Genomic DNA, 26234 nt, shown 5'->3' on the forward strand with positions numbered 1-26234 from the left:
TGTGATAAAAAGGGTTTTCTTACGCAGTCATTGCGAGGAACGAAGCAATCTAGCCTCGTTAATAAAGGAGATTCTCATACAAATCTATCCAATCAGGATTAATGGTTTTTATTAGATGTAGTTTTTGCTCTCTTGAACCTCCCTTGATCTGTTTTTCTCGTGCAATTGCAGATTCCATAGTTTCATGCGGTTCATAAAATACCAACAATTTGCATCCGTATTTTTTTGTAAAGCCTTTGACGAATCCCTGCTTATGTTCATGGATTCGTTTGGCGAGATTAGATGTTACTCCAACATAAAGAGTGCCATTTTCTTTGTTAGTAACAATATAGACTGCGGGCTGTTTCATAAACAATATTTCTTTGTGAGGCTCGATTGCTTCGTTCCTCGCAATGACGGCGATCGAATACCAATAATGCTATAGCCAGTCTGACACATCTCATAAATATCAATACGATAAAATTTGATTTTTATATAAACCTGTTACGTCGAACTCACGTTAGTTAAAAAGCCGCTAACATGATCATATTATTAATTGTCCCACAGCTGTGGGACAATTAGCTTTTTCAGAAACACCCCGTAATTTACTTCATCTTTTTCAATTTTTTCAGTCCCGCTTCGATTTCTTCAATAGAAGGTAGCTTACCTTTAAATTCTTTTGGCAACGATTCTACCAATTTAGTTGTATAACTCGATATGCCTATCGGTTTTTTAATATCTCTTAAAGCATATTCCGCAACATAATTATTTTTTGACCTACACAATAGTAAGCCAATAGTTGGTTGATCGCTCGGAATTCGCAATAGATCGTCTATGGCAGATAAATAAAAATTAAGCTTTCCTGCATACTCTGGAATAAATTCTGTATTTTTAAGTTCAACAACAATAAAACAGCGCAATGTGAGATGATAAAATAATAGATCAATATAAAAGTCCTGTTCACCTACCTCTACGTGATACTGTTGTCCCACGAAAGAAAATCCTTGCCCTAACTCAAGTAAAATTTTTTCAGTGATTTTTACACCCCAACCTTCAGATGCAATTTTGTCTAAAAGAACTTTCTCCATGTGCCATAACTCTTGCGTAACCGATAATGTAGCTTTCAGCTGTGTTTGGGCTATATCTTGTTTAATAGTATCTAGAAATTGTGCATATTGCTTAGGTTCTAAATCAATATTTTCATCTTTTATTATCTTATTTTTTTTTATTGGATTACGCATGGCACTCCATTGTATATAATACGATTGTCTATGAATATCCATTGAATATACATAATCACTTATATTTTTCTACACGCAGCAACAGAGAAATCAAAATATGGTAACTAAAAAAACCGCTCATATAGCCGTATCCCACAGCTGTGAGACAATTAAGCTCTTGATCAAATTATATTCACAATTTACTGATTATTGGCCCTACTGCCTCCGCATCCCGTTTTTTCTGGACTTCCTGAAGATATGTAGCAATTTCTTTGGACTTTATACTTTCAGCAATCTCCAAAGCAGTTTTGCCATATTTATCTTTAATATCAATATCCGCACCTGCACTTACTAAGAACTGTGCTACGTCCAACCTCCCTATCATCGCTGCCTCCATTAATGGCGTTATACCTTGCTGATTTTTAGCGTTAAGATCAGCTCCCCGCGCCAACAGTTTTTTGATGCGTTTTATTGCATCGGGTTGCCTTACGGCTTCAAAAATACTCATTTCCGTTAGACGTTCAATCGCAGATTCAACTACTGACCGCTCCTGAGATGTCAGAGGCTTTTGCTGCGCTGTAGGTTCTGCGCCATAAACAGCCTTAGCATAATATCGAGAGCCTGCGCGCTCTGCAAAAATTTTGCTCGCCACAATTTTAACAGCTTCTTTCGACTCTCTTAATTGCTCTGCTGAAAGAGTCGTAAATCGAAACATCTTTGCTCCTAGAGCAGGATTTAATAAAGGCCCCATTTTTGAAAAAAACAACCGTAGCTGTATTGTTTTCGACTCGGGAACAGCATCTGGGTTAATTTGTAATAACTCAAGAATGCCACTACATTTTGTATACCGTTGACGCACGTTGTCATATAACATAACCCCTTTATTATCCGTTATAATTGGCTGACCATATTTATCACGAAGTTGCTCTTTCTGCGGAGCCCCCCATGCTTGGCAAAGATACGCACTATCATCAACTAAATTTTTTGGTATAAATATTTGTACAATATCACCCGTTTTAGGTTTATTTCTCTTGTTAATATCAATAAGATCCCGAATAAATGATTCCTTAAATCCATAGTGCTTAAATATTTTTTTTAATGGAATATGAATAAAATTGCTTATACCTTGTTCATTCAAAAAATAATCAAAGGTACACTCACCGCTATCTTGAAAATTACCAAACAGTAGAGGATTAACGGCCAAGAGAACCACCCGTATATCTTCACGATTATCATTTAAATCATTGTCACCAACGGTAAAAGGATTAGGAATACCAAAGCTATCTAAATAACTATTAACATCTTTAAAATCAGATCCGTCTTTCCATAACCGCAAAAACTCAAAATCGAGGCGTAACTGTTTTTTATATTCCCATGCATATACATTTCTTAACAATTCTACAATAATCCTATTTCCCTGATTTTGTGCATGATAAAAAACAAAATGCGTGTCCCTATATCGCTCCTCATTTTCCAACATCCGCTGTATTATTGTCTCTCCAAATAATCTCAATTGCGTTTTCCACTTTTGCACAACCGCTTGGCAATGCTCTGGCCTTTCAATAAATGTACTCGTCGCACCAACATCTTCTGGTGATATGGCAGATTGCGACTTAGTTGGTTGCATTTGTTGTTTCAGCTTCTGCAACCGCCTTTGCGCGTTCTGTACTGAAGCATCACCTGCAACTTCTTTTACCCCTGCATCTGGCTGCATATGCCCTACTATGCGTTCTACCCGTTTACGCGCATGCCCAGATTGATCAGCTGCATGCAATTGCACACTCAAACCAAAATTAATAATAATCGTTATCAAAAGACTCTTTTTTATATATTGCTTCAGCTGCATCATTCGCCACCCCAACATTATGACTTATAATTTACTTTTTATTTTCTCTCTCTGTTGCTTTACATCCTGAAGATATGTAGCAACTTCTTTCTTATGCCTCCATATCGCAATATCTAACGCTGTTTTATTACCTTGATTTTTAGCGTCTATGTTCGCTCCGGCATCTACTAAAATTTTAATCACTTCTAACGATCCATATGCAACGGCATGCATCAATGCTGTTTCATCAGCGATGTCTTTAGCTTCAATATCCACACCTGTTTGCAATAAAAATTTCACTATATCAATATTTTCACCGGCAACCGCAAACATCAATGCTGTTCTACCATACGTATCACGCACTTGCTTATTTGCACCTGCTTGTAATAAAAATTGTACAACATCAACCTTGCCAGCAGACCCAACCGAGTATAGCAATACCGTTCTACCATCCTTATCACGCGCCTCTTTATCCATACCTGCTTGCATTAAAATCTTGACCACATTTAATCGCCCCCATTGGGCTGCCTCCATCAAAACCGTCTGTCCTGAATGGTCACGCGCCTCGATATCAGCGCCATTCTCTAAGAACAGTCTCACAAAGCCCGCCATTCCGTCTCGAGCTGCCACCATTAATGCTGTTTTACCGTCCTTATCACCAGCATTAATATCTACCTTTGCATCCAATACCAAATATTTTATAGTCTCGATATTTGCCCAGGACACTGCACTCATCAATATCGTATGATCATATTTATCACGCGCCTCTTTGTTTGCACCTGCTTCTAGCAACATATGTGCAACGTGAAATCTGCCTTTCTTCACTGCATAAAAAAATGGAGTTTCTCCCTCAGCGTTTACCTGATTAATATCAACACCCTGTGCCAAAAGCTTTTTAACTTCTTCTACAGCATCGAGCATTGTGATTGCTTCAAAAATATTTATTGGTATCACCAACCGATCAACTGTCTTCTCAATAATATTCTTCTCCTGAAATGTAAGCGGCCTTGGTTGAGCCTCATTTTTTTCTTGCGATGTAAGCAGGTTTGACTGTTCTTCTGCTCTTCTTGGCGATGCTTGCTCTTTAGTTCCCAATAAACCTTCCTTTATACGACGCAATAATGGTTTTTCATAATGGGCAAAAGCTTTTCTTAAAACATCTTTAACTGATTCTTTATATTCCCGTAACTGTTCTACAGAAAGGGTTGTAAAACGAAATATTTTTGCTCCCAGATCGGGATTTAATAACGGCCCTGTTTTTGAAAAGAAAAGCCGCAATTGTATTTTTTTAACATCTTCAACAGCATCTTTATCAACTTGTAATAGCTCAAGAATTGTGCGGCACTTTGTATAACGCTCACGCCTATTGTCATATAAGGTAATACCTTTATCATCCTTTATAATCGGCTGACCGTTTTTATCGAGAAGATAGTTTTTTTGCGGAGCACCCCATGCTTGGCAAAGATACGCACAGTCATCAACTAATTCTTTTGGTATAAATACCTGTACAATGTCTCCGGTGTTAGATTTATTTTTCTGATTAATATCAAGAAGGTCTTTAATAAAAGATTTATTAAGCCCATACTTTTGAAAAATATCTCTTAACGCACTCTGAACAAACATTTTTATACTGCGATCACTCAAAAAATAGGCGAAGGTACATTCTCCTTCCCAATCAAAATTACCAAACAATACTGGATTTACGGCTAAAAGCATTGCTCGAATCTTTGGATCATTATCATTCATATTGTTCGGACCAACCGTAAATGGATTAGGTATACCAAAACTATCCAAATAGCTATTAACATCTTTGTAATCAGATCCTTCTGTCCATAATCGTAAAAACTCAAAATCCGAGCGCAATGGTTTTTTATTTTCTCTTTCATATAGATTTTTTAAAGTCTCTACTATAATCCTATTTCCTTGTTGCTGCGCGTGATAGAATACAATATGGGTATCTTGATATCGCTCCTCATTTTCTAACATTTGTTCCACTACGACCCTGCCGTACTTTCGCAGTTCATTTTTCCATTTCTTTATAACAACATCGCAATGCTCTGGTTTTTCAATAAATTTGCTCGTCGCACCAACATCTTCTGGCGCTAAGGCTGATTCTGGCTTGCTTGGTTGTATTTGCTTTTTTAATCGATCAAGCCGCTTTTGCGCTTTCTTCGCTGAGATATCACCCTCAGCTTCTTCCCTTTTTACCCCCGTATCTGGCTGCACGTGGCCCATCAAGCGTTCCGCACGTTTGCGCGCTTGCGAGTCAGGCTTCCTACTTTGCCAAGGCTTCGTAGGACTAGCGGCATGCAACTGCACACTCAACGCACCATTAATAATAATCGCTATCAAAATACTCTTTTTAAAATACTGCTTCATTTTCCACTCCCCGCCCTAATTTTGATCTTTACAACTTGCTTTTTATCTTCTTTATTACCTTTTTATATCCCGGCATCTGCTCTTTATACTTTTGCTGTAAATACTGCGCAATATCCGTATACCCCTTATCTTTCGCTATCTGCCACGCGGTTTTTCCATTATCATCTTTAGCATTAAGATTCACCCCGGCCTCTACTAAAAATCTCACTACGTCAAACTTACCTTTTTCAACAGCATACATTAACGGAGTCTGACTATCTTTTTCCCTAACAAAAGGAAACTTTGGAACTATTTCTTTTTTAGGAAATCTGGCAAGCCATGTCATAGCATCTGAATGATCAATCACTGCAAATATATTGCTCGACAATTGCTTTTTCTGCTCTTGCAAGTATTCAACGACTGCATCGCGCTTCTCTTCTTTCGCAAGATCTAAAGCAGTTCTATCTGCTTTGTCTTTAGCATCAAGATCAGCACCGCCTTGTACTAAAAACTGTACAATATCTAAGTAGCCTGCGCGCGCTGCAAACATTAATAAAGTCCTATCATACTTATTACGTACGTCTTTATTTGCTCCTGCATCTATCAAAAATTGTACAATGCCTAAATCTCCCGACGATACTGCATACATCAATGCTGTTTCATCATATGAATCTCGAGCTTCTTTATTCGCGCCAGAGTTAACAAGTAACCGTACAAGATTTGCTTGTTTTTCTATAGTTGCAACCATTTGATCCTTATACCGATCGCCCCTGTCATCCTTCATGGAACCAATCAATTCTCTTAATCTCGCCAAAGCACAGATGAGCGCCGTCCATTCATATTTTTCACTACGCACTTCTTTATCTGCACCGGCATTAATTAAATATCCTGCAATCTCTGCCCTAGCCATTCTCGCTGCACGCATTAATGCAGTCATACCCTCTGCGTCACGATCATTGATGTCAACGCCTGCTCCGACTAAAAACTGCACTACTTTCTGCTGCTCATATCCATCTTTTTCAACGGCGTAGATTAATGGCGTCTGACCTTTTTTATTCTTAGGATAAGAAACAAGAACCTCTTTAGAATACTTTCTCAGCCATGTCATTGGATGATAATCATCGATCGCCGCAAACACATCAGTCGTCAGCTTTTTATATTCCTGCAAATAGTGTGCAATCCTCGACCTGCTTGTACTCTCAGCCATCTGCTCAGCCGTTTTGCCATCACTATTTTTAGCATCAAGATCAACCCCTGCCCCCACCAAATACTCTACTACCCTAATTTTATCTTGCTCAACTGCATACATTAACGGCGTAAGCCCATCCTTATTTGTACCATACGTAACAATCCGTTCTTTTGAAAATTTGTTGAGCAGATCCATGGCATCGGGATGAGCAATTACCGCAAATAAATCGGTCAATAAAATAAAGTTCTGTAGGTATTGCGCAACGCCTTCTGCTCTCTTTCCCACATCCTGGGCTATCTGCAAAGCCGTTTTACCATCCACTCTCTTAGCATCCACTGTTGCGCCAGACTGTACCAAAAATTTCGCTACATCTAACTTGCCATACTGCGCCGCAAACATTAATGCAGTTCGTCCCTTTGTATCGGTTTCATTAACATCAACACCTGCTTGTACTAAAAATTGTACTACATCGGATTTACCTTTTTCAACTGCATACATTAATATCGTACGCCCATGCTTGTCTTTTTTATAAGAAACAATCTCTTCCTTTGAAAGCTGTTTAAGCACTTCCACAGCATTTGGTCGATCGATTATCACAAATGGGTCAGTCCGTTTGGCTTGTAAATATTCAACGATCTGTTTACTACTCGGTCCTCCATCTTCCGCTATTTGCAAAGCAGTTTTTCCATCCGCATCCTCAATATCAACGTCAGCGCCTGCTTCTACCAAAATTTGTACAATTTCTAGCCAATTATAATCTGCAGCGAGCATTAGTGCTGTTTTGCCTTTCTTATCTTGAGCATTTTTATCGACACCTGCTTGCAACAAAAATCGTACTGTATCTAATCTTCCGTAGTGAGCAACAAGCATTAATGAACTCTGGCCATCTTTATCATAAGCATCCTTATTAGCCCCTACTCCAACCAAAAACTGTACAATATCTAAATATCCATAGTTAGCCGCACTGATTAATGCCGTTCGCCCTTGTACGTCATAAGCATCTTTATCCAAACCTATATGCACCAAAAACCGCACAATCTCTAAACTGTTTTCTGCAACCGCATGCATTAGTGCCGTCTGACCTCCTGCATCACGCACCTCTTTATCAGCTCCTGCATTTATCAGAAGTTGCACCGCCTCCAAATCTCTAGATCCCGCTGCATACAGAAATGCTGTTCTACCATGCTGATCACGAGCTGCTAGATCAACACCCGCCGTTACCAAAAATCGTATAAGGTCTAATTGTTTGTTTCTGGCATCAATCATGTCAGGATATGAAAGATGCCTTAATTCTTTCAATGCATACATTAACGCTGTTTCACCATTTGCATCATGCGCATCTTTATCCACACCCGCTGCTACCAAAAACTGTACTACTTCTAATTGCCTACTATATGCTGCAAGCATTAATGCTGTTTTTCCCTTTTTGTCTTGAGCATCCTTATTAGCGCTAGCATCAACTAAAAATTGTACTATATCTAGTTTCCCCTGCTGCGCCGCAAGCATTAATGGAGTCGCACCATCTTTATTTTGAATGTTTATATCAGCACCTTTTGCCAACAACTCTTTCATTATTGGAAGTGAATCAGACGCATCCATTGCTTGCAAAAGATTAACCGGAGTTGTTAAAACCCCAAATGCTTGCTCAACTTCACCTTTTTCTTTTAGATTAAGGCCTCTCGGGCTTTGCATGGGATCAGCGCGATACACCGTTTTTGCATAAAAGCGTGCTCCTGAATGAGTATGAGCAAAAATTTCCCGTGAAGCTGCCGCAACCCGCTGTTTATATTCCTGCAGCTGTTGCGGAGTAAGAGCCGTAAACCGAAACATCTTTGCCCCCATATCAGGGTTTAACAGCGGACCAGATTTAGCAAAAAAGAGCCGCAGCTGAATATCTTGTGAGTTCTTAATAACTCCTTTTTGCGTCTGCAATAACTCAAGAATCTTATCGCATTTTACATACCGCTCACGAACAGGATCATAATCACCTTCATCATCCTGATCATCTTTTTTTATCTGCACAATCGGCTGATCATTACCATCAACAAAATACGACTTTTTAGGAGCTCCCCATGCTCGGCAAAGGTATGCGTATGTATTGACTAAATGTTTTGGTATAAAAATCTGTATAATATCACCCGTTTTAGCAGGAAAATTTTTATTAATATCGATAAGTTTATGAGCTAAATTTTCTTCAAATTTATACTGACTAAAAATTGCTCCTAATGCTTCTCTAATAAAATTTGCTATACTACGGTTTGCCAAAAAATATTGGAAAGTACATTCACCGCTATAATTAAAATTACCAAATAATACTGGGTTGACCGCTAAAAGCAATCCTCGTATGTCTGCTCGATTATCATTTAAATTACCCACCCCAACCGTAAACGGATTAGGGATACCAAAACTATCTAAATAGCTATTAACATCTTTGTAATCAGATCCATCTTTCCATAATCGTAAAAACTCAAAATCAGGGCGTAATTTCTTCTTTGTTTCAAATTCATACAGGTTTCTTAAAAATTCCACAACCAGCCGATTCTCTGTTTGCTGCGCATGATAAAAAACAAAATACGTATCTTCATATCGCTTTTCATTTTCCAGCATCTTCTTTATTGCATCACCATGCTTTACTAGTTCTGGAAACCACTTTTCTTTAATTTGAGGGCAATAATCTGGTTCTTGCAGAAACATCTCCGTCGCAGCAACGCCTTCCGGTGTAAGAGCTTGTTTGGGTGTGCTTGGTTGCACTTGTTTTTTCAACCGCTGCAAGCGCTTTTGCGCTTTCTGTACTGAAGCATCACTTGCAACTTCTTCCTTTTTTACCCCTGCATCTGGTTGCACATGCCCCATAACACGTTCTACCCGTTTACGCGCTTGCGTTGATGAGTTGGCTGCTTGTAAATGCAGGACCATACTGAAACCAACAACAACTATCAATAAGCTGCTTTTTAAGTATTGCTTCATGGACTACCCTTCTCACCAATTATTGACTTACAAACTACTTTTTATTTCCCTATCTTGCTTTTTCTGCATATCCTTCAGGTACCTAACAATCTCCTCGTTTCCTATCTCTCGCGCAATATCCAATGCAGTGCTACCATTTATATTTTTTGCAGAAATATCTGCGCCCATTTCGACTAAGAATCGAATCACCACTTCTTTTCCTAAAAAAGCAGCATGCATCAACGCTGTCCAGCCATTGTTGTCTGCAGTCTCTTGATTAACATTCGCTGCCACTAAAATTTGCACTGCCATCACACTTCCTGCTATAGCAGCATGCATTAATGCAGTCAATCCATTTTCGTCCCCAAGTTCTTTATTTGCCCCTGCTTTTAATAACACCTGCAACACGTCGCCATAACCCAATTTGGCTGCATACATCAGAGCAGTTTGTTTATACCGATCGAATGCATTTATATCCGCACCAGCCTTTAATAAAAGCTGTACAACATTCGCTTTATGTTCTTTTGTAGCAACAATCAATGGGGTATCACCAAACATATCTTTGGCATTGATCACATTTTTTTCCTTTAAAAATTTACCCATCCATTGCATGGTCTCCGGATGCTTTATTGCTTCAAAAATAGTTGTAGGCTTTGTCAGTTGTTCACGAGCCTCGACTGCTCGCTTTCTTTGATCAGGCTCAGATCTATATTCTCGCTCTCTTTGGTGTATATTGCTGTACAATTTTCCCAGCTGCATACCAAAAACTTCCTGTTGAACTTTACGCATTATCGCACCTGAATGAGCTGCAACCATTCGTTCTGTCACCCCTTTAACCGCTGCCTTATAATTCTGTAATTGTTTTTGATCTAATGAGCTAAACCGAATTATCTTCACCCCCATATCAGGATTTAGAAATGGTCCGTATTTTGAAATAAATAGTCGCACTTGTATGGACTGTATATCTTTAATGCGATCTGCTTGCGTCTGCATTAACTCAAGAATGACACTGCATTTTATATACCGTTGACGAACTGAATCATAATCAGAAAGCCCTAACGATTTACCCGCAATATCAACGATATATTCTTTTTGAGGAATGCCATACACGTGGCATATATATGCGCAGTCATTAACCAACTCTTTTGGGACAAATATCTGCAGGAGATCCCCAGTTGGCGCAGGGAATTGCTCATTAATTGCAAGCAGCTGCTCTATGAATTTTTCTTGCAACCCATATGTTCTAAAAAACTTTTCCAATGCCACTTTAATAAAGTTTTCCAAACTACGATTTCTCAAAAAATAATCCCAGGTGCATGAACCTTCGTTATCAAAATTATTAAAGAGTATTGGGTTTACTGATAATAGCACCGCACGAATTGCTGGGCTTAAATCATTGAGTGTTCTTCCACCTACCGAAAATGGATTAGGAATGCCAAAACTATCTAAATAACTATTAATATCCTTATAATCAGAGCCATCCACCCAAAAACGAAAATATTCAAAATCTTCTCGCAACGGCTTTTTATAAATAAATGCATACAAATTTCTTACAAATTCGACAAGGACCCGATTTTCTTGCTGTTGCGCATGATAAAACACAAAATAATCATCTTTATACAACTCTTCGTTGTAGAGCATCTCTTCTAACATTTTTTCGTATTGTACAAATGATTTCTGCCACAATCCCTGTACCACACCGCAGTAACCGCGCAAGTAAGAAGTGAGCGCTGCCGTATCTTGAGGCACAATGATTGGCGTAGATTTTTTGGCCTGCACCTGCCCGGCAAGACGAGCCGCTCGGTTTTGAGCTTTTTGGACAGAATCATCTGCAGATACATACTGACCTACAAAAAAAGTGGTCGCAATGCCAAATAATAAACCATATTTTATCACCAGCTTCACTTTCAACTCCCTTCCGTCTTCACCTAGGGGCTACGACGTGACCTTGTCCGACCCCTAATTAACAATTTAATTATTTAATGGTTTTAAAATAATACATTTGTTTTCAAATAATCAAGGAAATGAAAACAACAAAGAAAAAACCCAATCTGTGATGAGACTGGGTTTAAAAATCGAAAGTACCAGTGAAATGCATATGCACTCGCCAAAATTTTTATTTTCTCTCATCCCTTAATAAGGGCACCTAAAAACTTGAATACTATGTCTAGCAAGCCATCTGCCACTTTTATCCTACCTATCTCTTTTCTTCCTTCTAACCAAACAGCCACATCTATATGTCCATTTTTGCGAGCCCTCTGCCATGCCCACTGTCCCTTATTATCTTTGTTGTGTAGATTTGCACCCGCCTCTACTAATGCCTTTACCGTTTCCAATCGTCCCTCAGCAGCAGCACGTAACAAAGCCGTTTGGCCATCTTTATCAGTCGAATTTACTGATATCTTGTTTGCCACTAACAGACGTACCATATTTGTATCTTTCGCTTCCATCATCGCTGATCCATTTAAAGCAGGGTCTGCACCTGCGCCAAATAACAACTCAACTATATCTGGCTTATTGGCTCTCACCGCAGCTGCTAATAAAGTAAACCCTTTGCTATCTTTATGATCTATTCCATACCCCTGAGATTTTTTCTTCTCAACTTCCTTTTCAACTTCCTGCACTGGCAAATGGCATAATTTTACATAATCAGTACTGGTATGCACACGCAACACACATAGTAACAACCCAAAAAAATATATAATTTTCGCCAATTTTTTCATATAGAATCCCTCTGTATTTAAAAATAATGTTTTAGATACCTAATGTTACCACAATAATTAAAGATTTTTAAAACAAATCATGGTATGGTAAACAACAATATGTACTTCATAAAAATGGAATTATCTCATGAACCGCATACACCAACTTCCTCCGCACGAAGCTCATAAAATTGCCGCAGGAGAAGTAATCGATAAACCTGCAAACGTTGTTAAAGAGCTCGTTGAAAATGCAATCGATGCAGGGGCAACACAGATCACTGTCTACATAGAAGATGGCGGCAAACAGTTGATTCGTGTTATCGATAATGGGTGCGGTATGTCATATGAAGATGCCCGTATCTGCATTGCACAGTATGCAACCAGTAAAATAAGTTCCATTAATGATTTAACGCATATCAGCACGTTCGGTTTTCGCGGTGAGGCCCTGGCCAGTATCTCTGCCGTTAGTAAAACAATGTTAATCACCAAAGAAGATGACGCTGTACAAGGTATATCACTGACCATAGAAAACAGTGCAATCATACAAGAAGCACTGGTATCATGTAATACCGGTACCGACATTACTATTTCAGACCTGTTTTATAACATCCCTGCACGAAAAAAATTCTTGAAAAAACGGGATACCGAATGGCGTGCGATACTGCAACTGATGCATGCAATTTGCTTATCTTATACGACAGTTAGCTTTAAACTATTTCACGATGGTACACAGGTCCTGCATTGCCCTAGGACTGAAACAGTTCTTGATCGTTGCACACAAATTTGGGACCATACTGTATCACAGCATCTCGTTACCCTACCTAATGAAAATAACAAAACGAACACTATTTCTATAAGCGGCGTTATCTCGAATCATCATTATTACCGCTATGATCGCAGCAATATGTTCTTTTTTGTTAATAAACGATGGGTTAAAAACTATAACCTTGGTCGCGCGTTACTAAAAGGTTATTTGAATGCGATTCCACCACAACGTGCACCACTCACTGCTCTCTTTATAGAAGTCGATCCAACAGAACTAGACGTGAACATTCATCCACGAAAAGAAGAAGTACAGTTTCTACATCCCCATTCAGTTGAAACAGTACTGCAAAGCAGCGTAAAACAAACGTTGGAAAAAAACTTAACGCGTAATATTACACAGCCAACAATATCGACAAATTCACTCACACCAAAAACGTCTTATTTTGATCAAGCACCATATCAATCATACGAGCCTTATCAAAGTTCATTTACCTCATCAGCATTAATTTCAGACAAACCAGCTCTTCCATCTTTTGATTTCAATGCTCCCGTATTTGATGCACCTGCATCCCCTACACAACCACTGTTTGAAGAATATAACGATATACAACAGCCTCTGTATACAACCACACCAACTCCCGCTGCTTCAATAGTTGCTGAACAAAATGATGCTTTTCTTACATCAGAAAAACAGACAGCATATACATTGATTGGACAATATAACAAAACATATATTTTGATTGAACAAGAAGACGGACTCTTTTTAGTGGATCAACACGCGGCTCATGAACGAGTCCTTTACGAATTATTTGCCAAACGATTTAATGAAATCGCCACAATAAGCTTGCTATTCCCTCAAATTGTCACCCTTTCGGACCACGATATCGCGCTCATAACGCCCTATTTAGAACTATTTACGCACAATGGCATCATTGTTGAACCATTCGGGCCTAATCAATTAATAATTCAATCGACCCCAGTGCATCTTAAAAATAGTGACTGCGATGCGCTTATTAAAGAAATAATCAGTTGGATTCACGAAGAGCAAGATGTTACCACGTCAGATTTTTTTGAAACCGCGCATAAAAAATTACGCGCACAGATGGCATGTAAAGCAGCAGTCAAAGCTGGTGATGCAATGACAACTGAACAAATGCAAACCCTTCTTAACGACCTTGGAAAAACCGATAATCGTTTTACCTGTCCTCACGGTCGCCCAACAGGATGGCTACTGAGCTTGCATGACATAGAAAAGAAGTTTAAGCGGAAGAAATAATTCTTAAAAATCGTTACATACGAAATCGGTTACCAGTCCAGGCACGAAACATAAGCTGTGCCATAGAAAAACCACGCAACTGCATGCCATGATGAATACAAATAAGACCAGCCGCTATACAAAAAAGAGGCCACAATAAAGGCCGTATTCCAAACATTAAAAAAAGAGCACCTACTAAAAGATATAAATTCCCCATAAATCGATTACTCATAATCATTCCGCCCTTATTTCATAATAAAATCTTAATTCAATGTAACTTTAGAATAATTAAAAGATCGAGAATGCGCAAATAGGTCTATTATATCGAACGTTTAGATCCTTTTTGCATCATATACAGGATTCCTTTTGTTACTTCGCATACCATCAAATAGGCAAGCGTTAAGCCGGCAATCCATAGAAGCCCATCATACGTCGGCGGCATGAATGAAAACAGCTCTCTTCCCCACGTAGTACAGGGAATCAAGATTCCTATACAAATGGTGATCCCTACAAATAACAATAGCCACCAAGAGGGGCGTACTGCATATGCAAAGAACAACTTGGTTCGTCCGGAAAAAATATATAACGTCTCAGTAACAATATTAAAAATAAACCAATGAGTTTGAAAAAATATCGCGCTATGTCCATAAAAATGATATAAAAACAGAAAATCAAAAACCGAATTTAATAGTGCAAAGATAATGATCGGTACCATAAATTGTCGCAGATTGTACCGCGTTGGTTTTTTTATCTCTTTAATATCTACATTATCTGTTCCAATAGCAATCATGGGTGCATCGGCAAGTATATTCACCAATAAAATTTGCAAAGGCAGCAAAGGCAAAAAGGGAACAAAAAAAGACATAGCCGCGATAGAATATAAATTACCTATATTTAATGCCAAAGTGATTCTCAGATAGTTAAAGGTATTAATGAACGTTTGCCTACCAATCACAATGCCATTAATTATGGTTTTTAAACTTTTTTTGAGCAAAATAATATCCGCAGCGTCTTTAACCGTATCACTTGCACTGTCTACTGCTATGCCAACATGCGCTTCATGCAACGCTAAAATATCATTGATGCCATCGCCAAGATATGCCACTGTTTTATTCTGTTTTAAAACAGCAATCAGCTCAGCTTTTTGTTCTGATAAAAAACGAGCAAAAACAGATGATGTCTCCGCCGTATGCTTTTTATCTTCTGCATTAAGTTGTGCAAAATCTTGACCTGAGATAACCAATTTTGGATCGGATATTAATCCTATACTGTATGCTATATATCCCGCGATCTCCGGGCTGTCACCAGTAATAATCTTTACCGCAAGCCCTAACTTGCGCGCTTTTTTAAGCGTATACTGCACGGTCTCTTTAATCGGATCATACAGTGCAATAAGACCAATGAACTCTAAATCAGATTCCAACGACCATAAATCGTTTATATTCTGTGCGCTAACTTTACGCGCAACTGCCATAACACGACATCCTTTATGTGCCTGCTCCTTTACCCAAGCAACCATATCTGCCTTTTTTTCTTCTGAAAGATGCGCACGTGACAGTATTTCTTCATGTGCGCCACGTACCACCAAGATATACTGCGTACCATGCTGCAACAGCACCAATGATCGTCTATATTTTGTATCAAATGGAACCTCTTGCACCCGATTATATTGAGTAAGTAAATCAAAATCTGTTGGAGACAGCGTATCCCATGCGGCAAAGTCAAACGGACTTGTTGGTCGCACCTCTTTTGTAAAAGGCTGAGCTCCAGACAAAGACATATAAAAAACTGGATTCAACTCACCAACGGCATAGACATCTCCCACGGTCAAGACATTTTCCGTGATAGTCCCTGTTTTATCTGTACAGATAACTTCCAAACTTCCTAAATCCTCTATAACTGCAAGACGTTTGACCACAACATTGTTTTTAGAAAGAATCAAAGCCCCACGGGAAAGTGCAACAGTAATGATCGTTGGTAATGCTTCAGGAATAATACCTACTGCAAGCGCTACCACAAACATCATAAGATCTCCATAATCTTTTGGTGATCTAAACATTAGCTGTGCAACTATTAAAACAATCAATGTCACTACAATCATCTGGATTAAAAAATAACTTATTCGCTGTATCGTATTAAAAAAGTCTGTTTCATGAATTGTTGCTGTTACCGTCTTACCCTCTAAACCAAATACCGTTTTTTCGCCGGTAGCAAAGACAATTGCTTTACCCATACCTTCAACAACAACAGTTCCACTAAAACCAATATTGCTCGCTTGAAAAACGGTCTCAGATGCTATAGTTACTGACTCAATCGTTTTTTGTACCGGTAATGATTCCCCAGAAAGATTTGATTCATCCACCAAAACATTATGACTCTCTATAAACCTAACATCAGCAGGCATTGCATCGCCTGCCTCCAGCACAAGAATATCTCCAGGAATAATCTCTGCATTTTTTACGATTACGGTTGCACCTTGCCTTATCACTTTTGACGATCGCTCTAAATATTTACTCAAAAGTTTCACTGATAATGTAGCCTTATATTCCTGATATGCACCAATAAAAGCGTTCACACCAACAATAGATATAATGATGATAGCATTCATCCATTCATGCAAAACCAGAGAAGTAACAGACCCTACTAATAACAATACAACTATTGGCGATTTATATTGCATGTACATAAAATCTAAAAACTGTACCTTCTTTTCAGGCAACTCATTTCTACCGTATTTTTTTTGATACTCTGACACCTGCTCATTCGTAAGCCCAGTTTGAGCAGAGGAATTAAAGCGTGTTATGATTTCTTCTTTCGATGCGCTTGAATACTGCAAAAATAACGATCGTTTATCAATATTCATACATATTCACTCATTTTTTTAAAGATTTTTTAAGAAAGCCATCATATATAAAAACACATACGAACTACTCTATAGAATCGAGATATATTTTGTTAATCACACGCTCTTTTATACAGAAAAAACAGCGGGAAACCAGCACTCTTGCTATCATTCATCACATGTATTTTTAAAAATTAATAATGAATAAAAACCAAAAAATATTTAAAAGAACAGAGTTTTATCTTTATAATCCACAATAAATTATTAATAATTTTGCAATAATAACAGTCGTCTTTTTTTCCTTGACAATAGCACAACTGATTGTTACGATCTCTTTGCATTATATGAGAATAGAAGAAAATATAAAAAGAGTCCCTAAATGAACAATGCATCTTAGCATTGTTCACCCCCCTAACCCTTCAGCTTTTTTCAAAAGTTGAGGGGTTTTTTAATGCTATTAAAGAGAACATTACATTAAAATTAAAGTCCGCTTTTTCGTTTGAAGTGGCTTGTACAGAATCAATAGAAATTAAAGCGTGAGATGCACATAACTCATAAACGAACTGCAAAAACTTTTGGTATGGAGCGACAACATCAAATCGTACCATGCCCAACTGATACCATCCTTTATCTGTATCTCTTTCAGAACCATACGAATTAAATACGATGCCCGTGCGATACAACACAGAAAAAATAGTCGATGTTAACATTTGAAAACGATCGACAATAGCACCCTGCTGCAAGTTTTTAAGCTCATTAGACAAACCAATTATCGACTGATTCAGCACTTTACACATCGTATCGGATTCATGACATTGGACAATCTGCTGTTGGATTTCATTGATTTTACTATGATACCCTTGTATATAACTTTCGATAGTATAATAACTAGCAAATAACCAAACACCCACTAATCCTACAAGAAATAGTGCTAATAAAAGATACCGATAGGCATTGCGCATATCGGCAACTAATGAAAACAATTTATTAAATCGGGGAATAAAATACATACAATCTCCTTATAAGTATCACCCCAATTGCAATTGTATTATTTTACTATCACCTTAAAAAGTGGACTGCGTCCATTGCATTGGGTCTACCTGCATATTATTCACACGCATCTCCCAATGTAAATGATATCCTTTTGCGTACCCAGTTTTTCCCATAATTCCAAGCGGAGCGCCTTGTGCTATTTTTTGACCAACTTCAATATTGGCAAAATTTTCAAGATGATAGAAAAGAGACAACACACCAAAACCATGGTCAATAACTACAGTATTTCCTGAATCCTCAAATCGGTCTTTGAGTACCACTTTGCCCGCCTGTGTCGCCCATATTACCGATTTTTGCGTACTGCTAATAACATCTAACGCTCCATGTTTATAGCGACCTTTTTCTTGCGTTGTACGAATGGTGCCAAAATCACAGGTAACCTTAACGATATCTATCGGTGTACAGAAACTTCCGTTCCATAATTTTTTTTGCTCAGATTGCAGACCCAACTCTTCTATCATTCGCTCTCTTTCTGCAATACTTAATCCCAATTTCCGCTCTGTTTGCACCATCTCTTTATCAAACTGTAAAGTCTGTTTTTTAAATGGGAACATCACTACTTGCATCTTGTTATCTAGATGTAAAACATTACCTACGTTATCTACAATCTCTACCGAAAATAGATACTCATTGGGCGCTTGCTCACATAAAACGGGGACATAACATTCATAAATAGGAGAGCGATCCGCTTCCGGAAAACAGGTATAATCTGAAGATAATGCCGTTACTTTTGCTTCTTTAATTGGCTTATTGACCTGAAATTGTACATGTAATGTTCTGCCTTGCAACACCTTATAATCTGCATCTGGTTTTACAAAAGCTGCTTGCAAGGGATTATTGTCTACATAAAATTGACGACTTAATGTTGCATGTTTTTTTGCAAACGTTTTTTCTGTAAACTCTGCACGAACTGTATGTTCACCATTCGCGATACTTTGTGTTGGAATAGCAAACGGATAATCTTGGCCACCACTTACACTAAATTTATTAAGAAGCGGTTGATTATCTAACCAAATTGAAAGTTCTCCACGCTTATTACATGCTACGCAACATTGAATGTCCCCTGCGTAATATGAGTTATTTTGCAACCCTTCAATCTGCACATTGGGAATGGTGGCATCAAAAAAATATCCATACCCATACCAACCAACCAACGCCGTAACACCAAAAACAAATAATATCCCTAATTTTCTCTCACGAAAAGCCATTGCACACCCACTATTATTTTCTACACATTATAAATACTGCTAATGGTGTATTACTATAATGTTTTTTGAAAGGGACGTAAATGTAAAAACGCTCATTACTGCATCAGTATGATGCATCGCAATAAACAAAAAGTTCCGATTTTAATCACAATGATTTTTAAGAAAAACCATCACAACTCAAAATCGGAACTTTTAAATTATCTAACTAACTAATTAATCATCATACTGGAGATGCGGCAAGCTCCTGGATTTTGTCTTTTTTCATTCCTTGAGCTTCCTTCCAAGATGGAATGTCGGCCATTAATTGATTAACAATCTCTGCTGCAATATTCACCGTACTCACACCGCGTGCAAGTTTATGGGGCAGCTCAAACCCCCCCCCTGGCTGCTTAATAGCATCCACCTTCCAATTCTCACAAGCACCTTCTGTTTCTAACTCAAGATCGTTAATACGTGGTGTAAAATGACTCGCAAAAATAAATAATACGTACGGACACTCGAGGAGCTCTTTTGCAAATAAACAGCATTGCTCTGCTCCATAATCAGCATGAGTACCCTTATACAATTCATCAATGATAAATAATCCAAGAAGATCTTCGTCACATCTGTTTTTACCTCTCAATAACGATTGCGCTCTCAAGCCCTCAGCTTTATATGATGACGCCTTACCCGTAAAATCAGCAACATTCAATGACGATCCCAAGTACCCGAATGGAGTTAGTTTCACTAATTCTCCTGGAGCAATAGTTAATGACTGCGCAAGCCAAATATCTAGTGCCGACCCTTTTAATATCGTTGATTTTCCACCCATGTTAGAACCGGTTAAAATCATACCACGCATTCCATGCGCAATACCCAATTCTACGTCGTTGACCACGGCTTTATCGGTATCCACAAACGGATTCCAAGAATCTGTGGCTTGGAAATAAGGTAGTTTTGCATTGCTATATTGGGCAAAGCTATAAGAAACACGTTCATCTTTATATTCTTTATACAACTTTGCTATTGAAAGATATGCATCAAGTTGACCTAACACCTGTAATGGCCCCACCAAATCAGCACGTACAGTATCTACATGTTTATATGCAACTAAAATACGTCCCATGTGCGGCGGGAAGAATGATATACCGGTGTCTTTTTTAAAGGTGTTTGTCTTTAACAATTGCTTTAAATGCTGCAACGATTCCGATCGTTCTTCACCTAAGAAAAAATCTCTCAACGCATGTTGCTTATCGACAATCGGCATAAAATTATGCTGCTTTAATGTTTTATTAGCTAATTCAAATGTTGTAAATAATTGTTTCGTACCGACTAATGTTCCTTTTAATCCTTTTAAAAATTCACGTCTAGTTACTTCTGAATTATAAATACCCTTCACGGCCTCATATTTGCCATAGTAAAAGAGCAACATCTGAGAAAAATGCATTAAATGGCCAACCATAGTAGGGCCTGAAAAGTTTTGCCCAAAGATGTCTTTTTCATCACGATTTTCCCCAACGGTTGAAAACCATGCTTTTTTCAAAAGCCCACCAAAAATAGATAAAAGAGCTGGTATCTTATATGGTGTTAAATCTTGTGGTGTTCCATCTTCATTTGCTCCTAGCTTACCACCAGCAAGCCCAATAAGACCTGCAATCACTATCCCTATTTCTCGTGCATTATGTTGAGTCTGATGCAACCAATGATGGAAGGTCGCTTCCAAAAACTCACTCAATAAAATTGTGCGCGATGCAGTCAAAAGCGGGAAAAAGCGATTCCGGAATTCTAACATATACTGATTAGTATTATAATCTTTGAAGCCATCAGCAGTAAAATAATAGTGATTACCCTGTCCTTTAATAATAGACCGTCTTGACTTCCAAATCGGTATGATATTTTCTTCTATTCCTTTTAGCTCTTCTACTACCTGTTCAACTTGGGTATAGAATGCTGGATCGTTGATAAGCGCTTGAATAAACTCCTGACGATCTTGTAATGTTTGTATGTCTCGCACTGGATTTGCGACCATATGCGCTAAAACTGCTTCACCAAACACCGTTTCCGTTTTATTAATCCTTGCAAAAAGGTGGTTACCCAGCTCATCATTCTTACTCAGCGGATCATTCTTCCCACAAAAAATATGTAAATCTTTTAAAATAGAGGCGACCGATTCTCTCTCTATATACTTGCCTTGCGTTAAATGGGTCTGCTCATATTGATCAAGCATAGAAAAAACGATAGCGCGTCGCTCGAAATCGGTAACTTCCCATGAATCGTGATTAATAAAGGACTTCACCCCAAAAGACGGTAAATAGTAGTTTGCTACATCTTTATACCCCATTGGCACATAACTTAAGCCCGATGTAGCTTTATGCTCCGCCGATCCAAGGGTAAAGCTATAGTGAACGGGCCCCAATAAGGCCAAGGCTATAATGAGAGACCTATAAATCCAACTGAATCCACCATTTTTACGTACCATTGCATTCCTTTGATAAACAATTTTGCCACGAAACTGGCATATGTACCTATCCATTCATTCCATTTCAGGAGGGCCTTAAGATGCATAATCAAGTAATGCACACCCCTTTTATAACCATTAGATATATTCTAATAAGTATACAGCGAAAAAAGATAAATAGAACTGGCCCCCCACGCTCAAAACAGCGAACTTCTCTATAAAAATTCAATTTGAATCGACAGACATGCATAAGACACCCCAGTCAACAAAGAGCCTTTTTTTTGCTAAAATAGAGATATATTAGTAAAAAAGGAGCTTATATTCATGAATACAGCCTTTCTTAACACATTGCCCATAACGCCCGGGGTTTACCTGTTTAAAGACCCTACGGGCACAATTTTATACATCGGTAAGGCAAAATCTATTAGAACTCGCGTTAAAAGCTATTTTAATAACTATTATACCGACTGGAAAATAGACAATCTTATCAAAGAGCATGCCAAGGTGGACTATATAGGCACAAAAAACGAGACTGAAGCTTTGCTGCTTGAAGCGCAATTGATCGCCCAACACAAACCAAAATATAATGTTCTGCTTAAAAGCGGGCAGCCCTTTGTCTATATTCTCTTTACCGCTCACACACCAAGCAGTCCTTCGGTTATAAAGATCGTCAGAAACAAGAAGCTAAAGGGCTGCTACTTTGGCCCCTTTTTACACAAAAATCATGCACGCGGCGTTTATCGCTACCTCATGCAAACATTCAAACTGTTCTTATGCAATAAGACTATTGCCAATGGTTGTCTTGATTACCATATTGGGATCTGCGCGGGCAATTGCATGCAACAATTTGACACGCAAGATTATCTCTTTCGCCTTGATCTTGCGCGTGCAGCACTAAAAAGCAATCATGACCTTTTTTTAGAAAATATTAAAACAAAAATAGCTGAATATAATCGCGAGTTAGTATTCGAAAAATCACAGCAACTCAATAACTATCTCGAAAATTTTGATACCATCTTTACCACTATTGCCACACGGTATTCACCAACGAAATACGAAGATGCTATTAATACCGTTACCACACCGCGTTTGCAGCCAGTTGATTCCGCGATTAATTATCAATTACAGCAATTCTTACAAATCGACACCCCAATCAAAACAATCGACTGCTTTGACATCTCTCACTTTCAAAGTAGTTATTTAGTTGGGTCATGTGTTCGTTTTACCGACGGAAAACCGGATAAAAATAGTTTCCGACGCTTTAAAATCAAAACACTTTCAGAACAAAATGATTACGCCGCACTACAAGAAATTGTAACACGGCGCTATAAACACGAAGATGATATTCCTGATTTAGTGTTAATTGACGGTGGCAAAGGGCAGCTTTCTGCCGTTCGTCGCATCATTCCCCAAGCTCGTTGCATTAGTTTGGCAAAACGAGAAGAAACCATCTTTGGAGCGCAATTTCCCGATGGCATCAAGCTGGATTTACAAACCGATGTTGGCCGATTGCTTATTGCTCTTCGGGATTACACTCATCATTTTGCTATTACGTACCATCGCAAACTACGCAGCAGCAGCGCTCCATTTTAGAACAACTAACCCCCTTTTGACCAAAACATTTGTTAAAAAGAAAAACTGTGATAAACCTAAATACGCACTTATTTAGTTTCTTTAATTTTTAGTAATGAAGATGAATTATAAAAAGCTAACTTTTGTAGCAAACTGGAAAATGAATCTCACCAGCGCCGCTGCCACAGAATTATATAAAAACAATAGCGACAGCTTTGATGCTCTGGCGACCAAACACGATGCCACCATCATCGCATGCCCTCCGTTCACCGCTCTTACTCCGCTAGCAGCAGCTCTGAAAACAAGTCCTCTTCATCTGGGAGCACAAAATTGCTCTATTCATAATCCAGGCGCATATACTGGAGAAATATCTGCACAAGATTTAGCAGAAATTGGAAGCGCATACTGCATTATTGGGCACAGCGAGCGACGCACGTTGCTGCATGAAACGGATATTGATATCGCAATAAAAACAGAACAACTACTCGCTCACAATATTACTCCCATCATATGCATCGGTGAGACGCAGGAAGAATATGACAACGGAAAAACAGAAGAAAAACTACGCACACAATTAAGGCTAGTATTTAACATAATCAAACGGTACAGTGATAAAAAAATATACATAGCCTATGAACCTCTATGGGCTATAGGTGCGCATACAACCCCTGATAAAAACTATTTAGAAAAAATATTTAAATGGCTCATCATTTTTTGTGATGACAATAACACCGGCAATAACAATACTTTTTTCTTTTTGTATGGCGGCAGTGTCAATGAAGAGACTATTACCACATTACGCACAATCATCGACATAGAGGGATTTTTGATAGGAAGCGCAAGCTTAGATTTTCAAAAATTTGAGAAAATAGTATCATTAGCGTATATATAACATAGAATAACTTATTGATAGTTTTAATCCGGAGAAAACGATGCTTTACAGCCTACTCATGACTCTTTTTTTCATTATGTGCTTTTTTATGGTGCTTATCATAATGGTACAGCAAAGCAAAGGCAGTCTCGGACTTGGTAGTCTTGGCGGTAGCGCACAGATGCTTTTTGGTGGATCTGGCGGTCAAGATCTTTTTCAAAAAATAACCTGGACCTGCGGTATTATTTTCATGGTGGGAAACCTTATTCTTGCTGTTATGAAATCACACGAATTACGCTCTTCAAAATATATAACAACTACAAAAACTGTTGTACAACCGGTTGCTCCAACTCCTGAGCCAGCAACACCATCAACAAATACTCAACCGCAAATTTAAGAATTAAGTGAGTGCCAAGTGCTTATCCAATATATCGATATAATCGGCGCATCTGTTTTAAGACAGTGCAGTAGACTTGGCACTTTCGTTTTATTTTTGATTCAAGCTATTAAAACTCTTTTTTCTTCCCGCCTAAAAATACATAAAACTTTTGAACAAATGGAAAGAATTGGAGTTGATTCTTTATCGATCGTAATATTAACCGGTACTTTTTCGGGCCTGGTGTTTGCGCTACAAAGTTACATTGGATTTAAACGTGTTGGCGGCGAACAACTCATAGGTGCCGTTGTTGCTCTTGGTATGATTCGTGAATTAGGACCCGTACTTACTGGCCTTATGGTTACCGGACGAGCGGGATCTGCTATTGCTGCTGAAATTGGCACCATGCGCATCACCGAACAAATTGACGCGCTTACTACACTGCGCATTAACACTTTTCAGTATCTTGTTGTGCCACGCATCATTGCAGGCACTTTCATTCTTCCCTTTCTCGCAATTGTTTCTATGATTTGTGGAATAATCGGCGGATACATGGTCTGTGTATACGTTCTTGAGCTAAACGGCGAAGAGTATGTAAATAATATAAAACTACATGTAGAGCTTGCAGACATCAGAGGAGGTCTTCTTAAATCATCTGTGTTTGGATTTATTTTAACCTGGGTTGGATCTTATAAAGGATTCTATACGCAAGGAGGAGCGCGTGGTGTTGGTATAGCAACGACAGCCTCTGTTGTTCTTGCTTCAATATTAATTATTATTTCCAACTACTTCCTGACCAAAATGCTTGAACGTCTTTAAACAAAAAGTAAAACAATAATGAGTATTATAAAGCTGGTTGACCTTAAAAAACGTTTTGATGATACATGGATCACCCGAGGGGTAAACTTAGAAATTCCCGAAGGAGAAATGACTGTCATTATTGGTCGTTCAGGAGAGGGAAAATCGGTACTTTTAAAACAGATTATTGGGTTGCTAAAACCAACCAGTGGGCAAGTTATTATTGATGGTGTTGATATTACAACATTAAATGAACATGATCTAAACCAACAGTTTGCGAAGTTTGGATACGTTTTTCAATTCGCTGCACTACTTGATTCTCTTAATGTTCTTGAAAATATCGCCATCACGCTTCTTGAAAATGGCATGTCAACTGATGAAGTTTTACCGATCGTTAAGGAAAAACTAGCGATGGTAAATCTTAATGAAGACACCCTACACAAATATCCTTCTGAGCTTTCTGGCGGTATGAGAAAACGGGTAGGTCTTGCGCGAACGTTGATAACTAATCCGAAAATCATTTTATATGATGAGCCCACAACAGGGCTTGATCCTATTACCGCACGCGTTATTCATGAACTCATGAACGATATGCAAAAAAAGCTCAAGATAACCTCTGTCATTATTTCTCACGACGTAGAAATCTTTAAATACGCAGATAAGGTTGCACTGCTGCATGAAGGTAAAATTCAATTTTTTGGCGATGCCGCAACTATCTGGCAATCGGATAATCCATACATCTATCAATTTATTCGTGGGCTAGCAGAAGGCCCAATTCAGACCGAGATTCCAAACGAAAAAAATAAGTTTTAACGCTTGTCTAACAATTCCGACCATA

18 protein-coding genes are annotated in these 26234 nt (G+C 38.4%); 6 read left to right on the forward strand and 12 right to left on the reverse strand.

Annotation, left to right across the window (positions count from 1 at the left end; translation table 11 throughout):
• Positions 1-58 precede the first annotated feature (58 nt).
• From VGT41_04300 to VGT41_04330, 7 genes are all read right to left on the reverse strand, one after another.
• Complete coding sequence (locus VGT41_04300) at positions 59-349, reverse strand: GIY-YIG nuclease family protein (GenBank protein HEV2601495.1); 291 nt, start codon at positions 347-349, stop codon at positions 59-61.
• Between the two features lie 235 nt (positions 350-584).
• Entirely contained in the window at positions 585-1220 is a 636-nt protein-coding gene (locus VGT41_04305) for a PDDEXK nuclease domain-containing protein (GenBank protein HEV2601496.1), read from the reverse strand.
• Positions 1221-1392: 172 nt separating this feature from the next.
• Positions 1393-3048, reverse strand: a complete 1656-nt coding sequence (locus VGT41_04310; protein ID HEV2601497.1) for an ankyrin repeat domain-containing protein — start codon at positions 3046-3048, stop codon at positions 1393-1395.
• A gap of 21 nt (positions 3049-3069) precedes the next feature.
• Positions 3070-5403: an ankyrin repeat domain-containing protein gene (locus tag VGT41_04315; protein HEV2601498.1), complete on the reverse strand. Its 2334-nt coding sequence runs from the start codon at positions 5401-5403 to the stop codon at positions 3070-3072.
• Positions 5404-5431: 28 nt separating this feature from the next.
• A complete protein-coding gene (locus VGT41_04320) occupies positions 5432-9538 on the reverse strand; it encodes an ankyrin repeat domain-containing protein (GenBank protein ID HEV2601499.1) in 4107 nt (1368 codons plus the stop codon).
• A gap of 27 nt (positions 9539-9565) precedes the next feature.
• Positions 9566-11422, reverse strand: a complete 1857-nt coding sequence (locus VGT41_04325) for an ankyrin repeat domain-containing protein (protein HEV2601500.1) — start codon at positions 11420-11422, stop codon at positions 9566-9568.
• Positions 11423-11643: 221 nt separating this feature from the next.
• Positions 11644-12240: an ankyrin repeat domain-containing protein gene (locus VGT41_04330; GenBank protein ID HEV2601501.1), complete on the reverse strand. Its 597-nt coding sequence runs from the start codon at positions 12238-12240 to the stop codon at positions 11644-11646.
• Positions 12241-12367: 127 nt separating this feature from the next.
• Here VGT41_04330 and mutL point away from each other — a divergent pair, with 127 nt between their 5' ends.
• Positions 12368-14260, forward strand: coding sequence for a DNA mismatch repair endonuclease MutL (gene mutL / locus VGT41_04335; protein HEV2601502.1), 1893 nt, complete (start codon positions 12368-12370; stop codon positions 14258-14260).
• Between the two features lie 13 nt (positions 14261-14273).
• Here the strand turns inward: mutL and VGT41_04340 are convergent, their stop codons facing one another.
• From VGT41_04340 to VGT41_04360, 5 genes are all read right to left on the reverse strand, one after another.
• Positions 14274-14471 carry a hypothetical protein gene (locus tag VGT41_04340; GenBank protein HEV2601503.1) on the reverse strand — a complete coding sequence of 66 codons (198 nt, stop codon included), beginning with the start codon at positions 14469-14471 and terminating at the stop codon, positions 14274-14276.
• Positions 14472-14558: 87 nt separating this feature from the next.
• Positions 14559-17102: a cation-transporting P-type ATPase gene (locus tag VGT41_04345; GenBank protein HEV2601504.1), complete on the reverse strand. Its 2544-nt coding sequence runs from the start codon at positions 17100-17102 to the stop codon at positions 14559-14561.
• A gap of 398 nt (positions 17103-17500) precedes the next feature.
• Positions 17501-18091, reverse strand: a complete 591-nt coding sequence (locus VGT41_04350; protein ID HEV2601505.1) for a hypothetical protein — start codon at positions 18089-18091, stop codon at positions 17501-17503.
• Between the two features lie 54 nt (positions 18092-18145).
• Positions 18146-19342, reverse strand: coding sequence for a M23 family metallopeptidase (locus VGT41_04355; GenBank protein HEV2601506.1), 1197 nt, complete (start codon positions 19340-19342; stop codon positions 18146-18148).
• Positions 19343-19562: 220 nt separating this feature from the next.
• Positions 19563-21800, reverse strand: a complete 2238-nt coding sequence (locus VGT41_04360) for a hypothetical protein (GenBank protein ID HEV2601507.1) — start codon at positions 21798-21800, stop codon at positions 19563-19565.
• A 303-nt stretch (positions 21801-22103) separates the two neighbouring features.
• Between VGT41_04360 and VGT41_04365 the strand changes: the two genes are divergently transcribed.
• The 5 genes from VGT41_04365 (at position 22104) to VGT41_04385 (ending at position 26209) form a co-directional block, all read left to right on the forward strand.
• Entirely contained in the window at positions 22104-23372 is a 1269-nt protein-coding gene (locus VGT41_04365) for a GIY-YIG nuclease family protein (protein ID HEV2601508.1), read from the forward strand.
• A 100-nt stretch (positions 23373-23472) separates the two neighbouring features.
• Entirely contained in the window at positions 23473-24243 is a 771-nt protein-coding gene (gene tpiA / locus VGT41_04370; protein ID HEV2601509.1) for a triose-phosphate isomerase, read from the forward strand.
• Between the two features lie 58 nt (positions 24244-24301).
• Complete coding sequence (gene secG / locus VGT41_04375; protein HEV2601510.1) at positions 24302-24619, forward strand: preprotein translocase subunit SecG; 318 nt, start codon at positions 24302-24304, stop codon at positions 24617-24619.
• Between the two features lie 18 nt (positions 24620-24637).
• Positions 24638-25417 carry an ABC transporter permease gene (locus VGT41_04380; protein ID HEV2601511.1) on the forward strand — a complete coding sequence of 260 codons (780 nt, stop codon included), beginning with the start codon at positions 24638-24640 and terminating at the stop codon, positions 25415-25417.
• Between the two features lie 18 nt (positions 25418-25435).
• Entirely contained in the window at positions 25436-26209 is a 774-nt protein-coding gene (locus VGT41_04385) for an ATP-binding cassette domain-containing protein (protein HEV2601512.1), read from the forward strand.
• Positions 26210-26234 lie beyond the last annotated feature (25 nt).

This window comes from Candidatus Babeliales bacterium (assembly GCA_035944115.1).
Classification (GTDB): Bacteria; Babelota; Babeliae; order Babelales; family Vermiphilaceae; genus DASZBJ01.

Coding starts and splice junctions, on each gene's coding strand:
- VGT41_04300 (HEV2601495.1), bottom strand. CDS start 349: ATGAAACAGCCCGCAGTCTATATTGTTACTAACAAAGAAAATGGCACT.
- VGT41_04305 (HEV2601496.1), bottom strand. CDS start 1,220: ATGCGTAATCCAATAAAAAAAAATAAGATAATAAAAGATGAAAATATT.
- VGT41_04310 (HEV2601497.1), bottom strand. CDS start 3,048: ATGATGCAGCTGAAGCAATATATAAAAAAGAGTCTTTTGATAACGATT.
- VGT41_04315 (HEV2601498.1), bottom strand. CDS start 5,403: ATGAAGCAGTATTTTAAAAAGAGTATTTTGATAGCGATTATTATTAAT.
- VGT41_04320 (HEV2601499.1), bottom strand. CDS start 9,538: ATGAAGCAATACTTAAAAAGCAGCTTATTGATAGTTGTTGTTGGTTTC.
- VGT41_04330 (HEV2601501.1), bottom strand. CDS start 12,240: ATGAAAAAATTGGCGAAAATTATATATTTTTTTGGGTTGTTACTATGT.
- mutL (HEV2601502.1), top strand. CDS start 12,368: ATGAACCGCATACACCAACTTCCTCCGCACGAAGCTCATAAAATTGCC.
- VGT41_04340 (HEV2601503.1), bottom strand. CDS start 14,471: ATGAGTAATCGATTTATGGGGAATTTATATCTTTTAGTAGGTGCTCTT.
- VGT41_04345 (HEV2601504.1), bottom strand. CDS start 17,102: ATGAATATTGATAAACGATCGTTATTTTTGCAGTATTCAAGCGCATCG.
- VGT41_04350 (HEV2601505.1), bottom strand. CDS start 18,091: ATGTATTTTATTCCCCGATTTAATAAATTGTTTTCATTAGTTGCCGAT.
- VGT41_04355 (HEV2601506.1), bottom strand. CDS start 19,342: ATGGCTTTTCGTGAGAGAAAATTAGGGATATTATTTGTTTTTGGTGTT.
- VGT41_04360 (HEV2601507.1), bottom strand. CDS start 21,800: ATGGTACGTAAAAATGGTGGATTCAGTTGGATTTATAGGTCTCTCATT.
- VGT41_04365 (HEV2601508.1), top strand. CDS start 22,104: ATGAATACAGCCTTTCTTAACACATTGCCCATAACGCCCGGGGTTTAC.
- tpiA (HEV2601509.1), top strand. CDS start 23,473: ATGAATTATAAAAAGCTAACTTTTGTAGCAAACTGGAAAATGAATCTC.
- secG (HEV2601510.1), top strand. CDS start 24,302: ATGACTCTTTTTTTCATTATGTGCTTTTTTATGGTGCTTATCATAATG.
- VGT41_04385 (HEV2601512.1), top strand. CDS start 25,436: ATGAGTATTATAAAGCTGGTTGACCTTAAAAAACGTTTTGATGATACA.